This window comes from Bacteroides sp. D20 (assembly GCF_003436255.1).
GTDB classification, from domain to species: Bacteria; Bacteroidota; Bacteroidia; order Bacteroidales; family Bacteroidaceae; genus Bacteroides; species Bacteroides uniformis.
On record NZ_QSOO01000020.1, the window covers coordinates 1 to 7,926 of the forward strand.

At 44.0% G+C, this 7,926-nt stretch carries 7 protein-coding genes; 6 read left to right on the forward strand and 1 reads right to left on the reverse strand.

Translation table 11 applies throughout. The features are described from left to right. The first annotated feature begins 115 nt into the window (after positions 1–115). The 5 genes from DXD78_RS17605 to DXD78_RS17625 all read left to right on the forward strand — a co-directional run bounded on the left by DXD78_RS17605 (position 116) and on the right by DXD78_RS17625 (position 5,645). Positions 116–3,268, forward strand: a complete 3,153-nt coding sequence (locus tag DXD78_RS17605) for a PspA/IM30 family protein (protein WP_034529115.1) — start codon at positions 116–118, stop codon at positions 3,266–3,268. A gap of 77 nt (positions 3,269–3,345) precedes the next feature. After that, positions 3,346–3,693 (forward strand): hypothetical protein, encoded by a 348-nt coding sequence (locus DXD78_RS17610; protein ID WP_022401132.1) that lies wholly within the window; start codon positions 3,346–3,348, stop codon positions 3,691–3,693. Positions 3,694–4,150: 457 nt separating this feature from the next. Continuing rightward, on the forward strand, positions 4,151–4,375 hold the full coding sequence (locus DXD78_RS17615; RefSeq protein ID WP_005824474.1) for a helix-turn-helix transcriptional regulator: 225 nt from the start codon (positions 4,151–4,153) through the stop codon (positions 4,373–4,375). Next, complete coding sequence (locus tag DXD78_RS17620; RefSeq protein ID WP_022401131.1) at positions 4,375–4,701, forward strand: HipA N-terminal domain-containing protein; 327 nt, start codon at positions 4,375–4,377, stop codon at positions 4,699–4,701. Before DXD78_RS17615 ends, DXD78_RS17620 begins: the two co-directional genes overlap by 1 nt. Before the next feature lie 2 nt (positions 4,702–4,703). Next, the gene (locus tag DXD78_RS17625; RefSeq protein WP_009037312.1) at positions 4,704–5,645 is read left to right on the forward strand and encodes a HipA domain-containing protein; all 942 of its coding nucleotides are present in this window, start codon (positions 4,704–4,706) and stop codon (positions 5,643–5,645) included. Between the two features lie 28 nt (positions 5,646–5,673). Here the strand turns inward: DXD78_RS17625 and DXD78_RS17630 are convergent, their stop codons facing one another. Then, positions 5,674–6,780: an ATP-binding protein gene (locus DXD78_RS17630; RefSeq protein WP_009037313.1), complete on the reverse strand. Its 1,107-nt coding sequence runs from the start codon at positions 6,778–6,780 to the stop codon at positions 5,674–5,676. A 161-nt stretch (positions 6,781–6,941) separates the two neighbouring features. On the opposite strand from DXD78_RS17630, the gene DXD78_RS17635 reads away from it, so the two are divergent. After that, positions 6,942–7,895: a site-specific integrase gene (locus DXD78_RS17635; protein ID WP_009037329.1), complete on the forward strand. Its 954-nt coding sequence runs from the start codon at positions 6,942–6,944 to the stop codon at positions 7,893–7,895. Positions 7,896–7,926 lie beyond the last annotated feature (31 nt).

Here is a 7,926-nt window from a genome sequence, read left to right on the forward strand (position 1 = left end):
TTACCTGCGAAGTAACGGAATTTTTTAACAAAAGCATTGTGGGAAAAGGAATGCCGGAAATGAGAAATTATTCACTTTTTATTTTTTAAATTTATAAATTTAAAGTTTTTCAATTATGAACAAAAAGTTTCTAAGTGTGACCCTGTTCAGTGCCTTGATGATAGGTGCGACAGGAACGTTCACGTCTTGTAAGGACTATGATGACGACATCAAGAACTTGCAGGAACAACTGGACAAGAAAGCTTCACTTGAAGAGCTGACTGCAAAAGTTTCGACTTTGGAGACGGCTATCAACGATGCTAAAACAGCTGCCAACGAAGCTAAGGACAAGGCTCAGGAAGCTTTGGACAAGGCCGGTTCGGCAGAAGGTGGTGTTTCTGATGACGACTTGAAAGCTCTGAAGAAAGAACTGCAAGACCAAATCGACAAGTTGGCTTCTTTGGACATCGTAAACCAAAAGATTGCGGCTCTGAAAGAAGAATTGAAAGGCGACTTCGTTACAGACGAGAAGCTGAAGGACTTGGCTGCTGAAATTGACAAGGTAAGTGCTGAGGTGATGTCCCTGATTGGTCATCGTCTGACCAGCCTGGCCGTAATCCCTACCAGCCACATCAACGGTATTGCCGCCATCACGCTGACTACCCTGCAATATACCCCGCAGAAGTATCAGGCTATGGCTAAGCATACAACTCAAGACCACACTACGACTCCGGTTTTGGACCACGTAAATGCTGCTGCTACAGCTAACTCCATTTCTACAGATTACAACGAGGCTTATTTCCATGTAAGCCCCAGCGTAGGTGTCCGTACTTCAGATATTGAATTGCCCTCATTTGATTGCATCACATCTGAAAATATTATGACCAAGGCTACCGGTGCTGATATTAAGACTAACAGCCCGATTCAACCGGTTAAGTACGACATCAATAAGGACGTGCTGACAGTAAAATTCAAAAAGACAGTCAAGGGTTCTATCGCTGCAACGACTGCCGGCGACAAGGAAAAGTTCTACATGGCATCTTTGAAAGCTCCTATCGCTGCTGAAAACTATACAGCTGCTGAAAAGAAAGCTTTTGACGAACAAGGTACTAAGGTGTATGTGAACTCTGAATATGTACGTCTGCACGAAGAGGTTAAGGTTCCGTATCTGGTTAATAGCAAAACTGACTTTAGCAAAACTATGACCGGTAAGTTTGCCGATGAAATCCAGAACGACGGCAAAGAAGACTTCTATGTACACTATCATGACTCTGTATGCGTATACGAATCTAAAGCCAACGAATATGTAGACTTTAAGCAACCTTATAACGAGCCGCTTGATTTGAAGAAATTGGTGAAGGTTTGTGTTACAGACGCTAAAGATGCTAAAACTAACCACGCTAACCATGCAAATCTGGCAAACTACAAGGATTATGGTCTGACATTCCGTTTCTACATCCCTACTGCTCCTTATAACACATTGGGTGGCGTAGATGGTAACACCAACAAGACAGACCAGCAGAAATTTGCCAAGCTGGATTCTCACGAAAACGGTATCATGTCTTCCAAGGTTTATACTGTCGAAGGTACTTCTGCAACAGCTGTAGGCCGTGAGCCTATCGTTCGCGTGGAACTGGTGGATACAGTAAACAATGCTTTGGTTGCCATGCGTTACCTGAAAGTGAAATGGGTGAAAGAAGCTGGCGAGAGAGAGTTGTCTCATGCTTTTGCTGATTCTATCTATTACTGTAGCAACTACACCGGTCGCATCGGTACTCAGGAAATGAATGAGGACATCTACGACAAGGCTAAAGAAGGTGGTATGACCAAGCAGGAATTCCACGCCGTTTATACTCAATTTGATGGTACAAAGGGTGCCGGCGAAGGTACGGCTTCTGTGATTGCCAACTCTGAAGCTGGTGTAGAATCTTACAACATCATCTGGACACTGACTCATGCAGACATCGTTAAGAAGTATCCGAACTGGAACAACCAGGAAAAGATGAGCTTCAGCAAGGTTTGCTACTACTCCGATCCTACAGGTGCATATCCTACATTGAAGATTACTTTGACACGTACTATCTACAAGCCGGTATTCAACCTCTGGGGTTACGATGGCCGCTACTGGAAGAACGACAATGAATGGTCCACATTCAATGTAAACCCGATTGTTTACAATACCGAGGAATCCAACCCGGCATGGTCTAACAATACAGAGAATAACCCGACATGTAACATCTACACAGACTTGCTGAACGGTTTCCTGAACGACCTCGGAGTTAAACCGACAACCGGTTTGGGCGGCGCAATCTGGTATGCCGATGCACTGCGTGCCGGTAAGAAGTTCTTCTATTCCGGACTGTATCCTTATGCTGCCAGCGGCCACCAGGGTGTGAAAGGTGGTGCTTATTCAGAGGAAGGTGCCCGCTTCGTGTTCGACAAAGAAAAACTGGAAGCTGCCAATTCTGCTTACAAGTACGAATATTTCAACGGTACAAGCGTTGTTGAAAAGACTGCGACTGTAAGTCCTGACGGAACAATCCTGTACATCGACGGCAAGAAAGCTGCTGAGATTGTGAACTACGCTCCCAACAAGCTGGATGCCAATGAAATCACTTACAACATCAAGTTGGAAGAAGTAAACCCGACTCACGCACCGCGTAGCGGCGACGCTCCGACAGAAGCTGCCAAGGCTCTCGTAGGCAAGTATGTCCCCATCAAGTTGGTTGCCGACGTATGCTACACAGATGCTTGTGCTGCTGGTTCTCTGCTGGCTGCTGCCCACACTGCAACTATCAAGGAATATGATGCATTTATCATCGAACCGTTGACAGTAACTACAGGTGAAACTGAGAACTTTACTGATGCAACTGTAGGTGGTAGTACAATTGACGTTAAGGGTGCTTTCACTTATGTTTCTTGGAATGCTGACGAATCAGGCAAGAAGTATATTGTAGCCAATACTACCGGCTTGCAGAAAGCTTTGTGGGAATTCTACGAAGTAGTTCCGGGCGAATGGATGACAGACCAAATCAAGTCTAACTTGAAACTGGTTAACGGTAACTTGGTTCCGACTGATGGTGTAACAAACGGTCCTCTGCCTTCTAATACCAAGGTTGTTTACAACCAGGCAGATGAAACTCTGACTTACAACAACTACAGCGGTACTCCGGTTAACTGGGATTACAAATTGTTCATCCCTGTGAAGTTCGGTTACAAGTGGAAGACATTCACTTTGACATTCGAAGTTGATGTTAAGAAGAACTCTGGTACTCCTGCTCAAAGATAATCATCACTGCAGATAACTAATAAAAGAGAGTGTTTCCGGAAAAGAAGCACTCTCTTTTCTATAAAAACAAAAGAACAATGAGACGAACGATTTTGGCTATGTTGACAATAGCTTTCGGTTTTTTATATTCTTGTACCAATACTAACAGTACAGAGTCTACTCATTCTTTCGCCGGTACATTCATAACGGAAAATGGCGTGAGGTTTGAACTCCGTGCAGACTCAACCACCCTCATCACTTTCTCTGATTCAGTGAAGTATGAAGGTACATGGAAGTCTTGCAAGGCCGAAGACCACTTAGAGTATGCCAATATCGAATTTGGAGGTTATCAGGAATACTATTATTTAAAAGATGAAAAGCTTTACCGAAGTGAGCGCGAAATGCGCCACGATGCTTTGGGAACAAAAGTGAAATATCAGGAATAAACTGAAGAGTAAAACATTTGCATAGAAGAGGCTATCTCAAGTGCATTTTGAGACAGCCTCTTGCTTTTTTCAGCAATTCACCATTTAGACAGTTGTACGCAGCAAAAGTGACAAGAATTTATAAGAGTTTGAACAACATAACAAGCTATCTTCTTATGTACTCAGCAGAATCAAGCAAAGCCGGCCTAGAAATATAGTGTGATTCTCATAAGAGATTATATGCTTAGCCCAAAAGCCACTGAAAGAATTATCACAGAGGCCGTTGAAGCAGTGAAGGACTGGCAGGCTTTAAGAGTAAAGCCAGAAATAGGTAGACAGGAAATGGATAGATTCATAAACTTATTCTAGCTAATTTATACCCGAAAAGACATAATCTCTTTCTCCTTTAATCTTTTTATACCCTTATGGGTGTAATAACGAAAATATATTCTATCTTTGTACCCCAAAGGGTATAAAAATGGAATATACGGAACAAACAACATTATCCAAATATGTAAAAGCGATGCGTAAGCAGTACAATCTGACCCAAGTGGAACTTTCGGAAAAGTCAGGAGTAGGCTTGCGCTTTGTCCGTGAATTGGAACAAGGCAAACAGACGCTGCGGTTGGACAAGGTAAACCAGCTACTGTCTTTGTTTGGCAGCGAAGTTGGCGCAGTACCTATAACTAAAACTGACGAATGATGAAGCAGGCATTGATAAATCTCCGAGGAATAAAAGCCGGTATCCTCACAGAGGATGAGGATGGCTATACCTTCCAGTACGATACGGAATTCCTGCAGTCGGATGTTGCAGAAGCTGTCAGTCTCACATTACCCTTGACAGAGAAAGCCTATCACGACAAAGTGCTGTTTCCTTTTTTCGACGGGCTGATACCCGAAGGATGGCTGCTTGACATTGCGGAAAAGAACTGGAAAATAGATGCACGTGACCGAATGTCACTGTTGCTGGCGTGCTGTAAAGACTGTATCGGTGCAGTGGGTATCGAACCTATAAATGAGGAGGATTAAAAATGGCAAAATGTCTGTATTGCTACAAAGAACTGAATGGAAATGAGAGGGATTTCCACAAGGCTTGCTCAAAAAAGATATTCGGGACACTAGAGGCGCCTATATTGCCTTATACGCACAATAATCTCAACGATTTGGCAAGGCAGGTAATTCGCAGTCAGACCACACTGACCGGAGTGCAGGCCAAATTATCATTGGATATCAACAAAGGAAGTAAAAACGAGCCTGGACGATTTACGATTGTAGGCTTATGGGGGCGCTATATTTTGAAGCCGCAAACCGAACGGTTCGGTAATCTTCCCGAATTAGAGGATCTGACAATGCATCTTGCGGAAATAGCCAAGATACGAGTTGTGCCACATAGCCTCATCCGCTTTGAGGATGGTGAATTATGCTATATCACCCGGCGCATAGACCGCACGAATGAAGGGAGAAAATTGGCTATGGAGGATATGTGCCAACTTTCTGAAAAACTCACTGAACAAAAATACAAAGGTTCTTATGAGCAGATTGCGAAGCTAGTGCTGAGATATTCATCCGCTCCCAAATTGGACCTGGTGAATTTCTGGGAGCAAGTCGTCTTTTCATGGATAACCGGTAATGCCGACATGCATTTGAAGAACTTCTCGCTTTATAGTCCCCAACAAGAGGTATATACGCTCACACCAGCATATGACATGCTGTCTACCGCATTGGTGATGCCTGAAGACACCGAAGAACTTGCACTTACACTAAACGGCAAAAAACGTAAATTGAGGAAGGCTGACTTTGTCATGTCCATGCGGGCGTCGGGATTGGACGAAAAAGTAATAGAAAACCTCTTCAAGAAACTCTTGAAAGTAGAAACCAAATGGATGGAGTTCATCAGTCTCTCTTTTCTACCGGAGGAGATGCAAATATCATATAAAGACATGATAAGCATAAAACTCAATATGCTGAAATGATACGAAACCCAACAAGGATTTCCTCTTTCTATCGCCCTTCTCTCTTTACTTCAATCCACCTTCTGAAGAAAGGGTCATCCAGTTCATACCCCTCATTACGTATCACATATCCTTGTTGTCCAAGTCGCTTCAAACTACTGAAAGCAGTACTTGGAGAATCAATACCGACACCTTGTAGAAAAGGAAGACTGGACGGAGTCCCCATCTGCATAGTTAAGCCTATCAAGACTTTTTTATCTGTTTTATTGAAAGTGCTCCATAAACGTTCATAATCCATATCGTGTACATGAGTCAACTCCGTAATGGCAGTTTCCAACAAAGTATCACTGTAACCGTTTTGTTTCCAGTTATTCCATGTCTGGTAAGCCAGTTGCTGGGTGTAATAGGGATGACAATTGGTGAACGACAGAATGCTGCGGCCTATCGTTTCAGCATCCATATCTTCACCCAAGAGAAGAAAGCCATTCTTGAGAAACTCATAGAAGTCATCTTGAGGAATCTTACCCAACTTCATCAAATATCCAAAATGATAGAAAGGAGATTTCTTTTTCTCAAAGATTTCCTGCATCATCGATTCCTGGCTACCTAAGAAAATGTAATTGGCATGGTTGTAAGTCTGTAGAATAGACCGCAATCTTTTATCCAGATTCTTGTCCAATGTACGTATTTCTTGGAATTCGTCCAGTACTACAATCGGTTTCTTGTGTGGATTCTTCATTCCCAGTTTATCAATCAGTGTGAATACATCCTCCAACAAAATGAAACCATCCATTGACGGCTGAAATGAAACTTCTATGCCATCCGTCATGGGATTGGTTGAAATGGTGGGGATAAAACGAAAGTGAGTGATAAGATGCTTCAGACGTTCCATAGAATATTGTTGAAGCACAATCCGCAATAATCGTGCAGCAAAGTCGGCAGTGCCTGTTACCAACTGCAGGTTCAACTGGAAAACGGGACGTGACAACCCTTTCGTTACTTTTTGGACGAGGCTGGTCTTGCCGAAACGTCGTGGGCTAATAAGTATCAGGTGATTCTCACTTGCAAGTATCTCTCTTACTTTTTCTTGTTCCGCTACTCTATCCGTAAAGTATTCACCGTCTACAATCGTACCGAATTTAAATGGATTATTCATATTGCGACTTTTTTCAATGCGACTTTTTTCGCAAATATAAGAAATATATTTGAGTTCATTCTGAAAGACTGGCTAAAATGAAGAAATACATTATAAGCTTCTGTTTTTCTTCATTTTATTGTATATACTTGTAAGGTAAACCTTTTATAAATAAATTGGAAATGAATAGAAATGAAATTACCTTACAAGAGATGTTCTCCTCAGTCATCGGGGAACTCCGGGAAGGCGGCAGGTGGGGGACGGCACACATTTACCAGTCAGCGGTGAATGCATTCTCGGCATTCACCAAATGGCAACCGATGCCCATGCGCAAACTGAGCCCGACCGTACTGAAGAGGTTCGAAAACTTCCTCAGGCAGAGGAATTGCAGTTGGAACACTGTGTCCACCTACATCAAGACGGTACGCTCGGTGTATCATCGGGCAGTGGACCGAAAGTACATACGGTATGTACCCAGACTGTTCGAGCATGTATATACCGGCACACGGGCGGACAGGAAGAAGGCGCTCGAGGCATCCGACATCAGCAGCCTGGTAAGGGAGACGGAAAGGAGCCTGCAAAGAGGGACGCTCCCAAACACACAGCAGAGAACAAGGATTTTCTTCGTACTCATGTTCATGCTCAGGGGCATACCCTTCGTGGACCTGGCGTACCTGCACAAAAGGGACCTGCAGGGGAATGTGCTGTCTTACAGAAGGCGGAAGACGGGGCGGGCGCTGACCGTGTCACTCACACCCGAAGCCATGCAGATGGTCAGGATGGTGGCGAACAGGAACCCCGACTCCCCCTATCTGTTTCCCATCCTGCAGAGCGAGGAAGGCACGGAAGCCGCATACCGGGAATACCAGTCGGCACTCAGGGGATTCAACCAGCGGCTGGCAGTACTCAGGCAGTGCCTGGGAATGCAGTCGGCACTCAGTACCTATGCAGCCAGACACACCTGGGCCACAATGGCTTACCATTGCGAGATACACCCCGGAATCATATCGGAAGCCATGGGACACTCCTCCATCACGGTGACGGAAACCTATCTGAAGCCTTTCAGCAACAGAAAGATTGACGAGGCCAACCAGAGGGTAATTTCTTTTGTAAGAAACGGAGCGTGTACAGTATAAAAGACGTTACTTCTTTTGATAGGATAGAATA